Origin of the sequence: Xanthovirga aplysinae (genome assembly GCF_009711365.1) — a bacterium.
GTDB classification, from domain to species: Bacteria; Bacteroidota; Bacteroidia; order Cytophagales; family Cyclobacteriaceae; genus Xanthovirga; species Xanthovirga aplysinae.
This window is the reverse complement of sequence record NZ_SMMB01000274.1, coordinates 1-959: the sequence shown is the minus strand read 5'-3', so window position 1 is coordinate 959 and position 959 is coordinate 1. Positions and strand designations below refer to the sequence as shown.

Annotated in this window: 2 protein-coding genes; both read right to left on the bottom strand. The window is 29.8% G+C overall.

The window, feature by feature from the left end; all coding sequences use genetic code 11:
* Positions 1-204: 204 nt before the first annotated feature.
* Complete coding sequence (locus tag E1171_RS00700; protein WP_155203114.1) at positions 205-687, bottom strand: hypothetical protein; 483 nt, start codon at positions 685-687, stop codon at positions 205-207.
* A gap of 10 nt (positions 688-697) precedes the next feature.
* The coding region (locus E1171_RS24060; protein WP_222931304.1) for a hypothetical protein at positions 698-959 on the bottom strand (262 nt) is incomplete at its 5' end.

The following is a 959-nucleotide window of genomic DNA, read 5'->3' as shown; positions in this document are numbered from 1 at the left end:
AGAAGTAATGATTGATCCTAAAAAAATTCGAGGCTATGAGAAAAGAAAATCTCAATACTTAGTCATAGCTCAAATAAATAATCCCTTCTCATGACTACACATTGTTATATTTGAAATTTACAGAGCATACATTTTGGTATTCTATGATACGTATAAATTAGTTTGATTATCTTACCACAATTTTACTTCTTTTTTTATATACCTTTATTCCCTCCTTATCTTCCCTATTAGGAATATAAAACCTGCCTTTTTTAGCTGACCCACTAATAATTGATTGTATTCATTATTGTTTATAGCTGGTCGACTTCCTTTTTCAGCTAATCTAGAATATGGTTGATTAAACATTCTTATAACTTTTGCTATTTCTCTTTGGATCCGGTATTTTACCTGACTACTGATAAGCTTTATAGCTTTACCCTCTTTCTGCCTATTGCAATAAGTTCCCAAAAGAGTTCCTTTTTCCTTGGTATTATTTTGTTCAAGAAATATACCCCTACCTAGGTCAACGTTGTCACCTTCTTCATTGGGTATATCAATATCGAACACTTCTATTATTTTTAATTTGTTAGAAAAACTGATCACTTTAGACTCTGAAAAAGCGTGAATATCCTCCTGGTCCAATGGTAGCTCTTCTAGTTTATCTGAAAGGTAAAAATAATATTTCTCCACAAGGCAGATGAAAATCATTAAAATACTGTTATAGAAAGAAAAAAATTTCACCTGTCAAATATAAATAAGAATCAACCATTAACTGAAGTCGATTAAACGGTAAAGTTTCATAATCTAATTCATAGTAATAAAATGGAAAACTGTTTTCAATATTTTGTAAACTTTCATCCGAAATATCATCTAAAAAGACCACATCTTTCTTGAATTTTTTTATTGTCTCGTCGGAAATACTTTTGACTTCCTTCAGCTTACTTTTTTTACAAAATAGGATAGACTTTTCCCTATTAAGA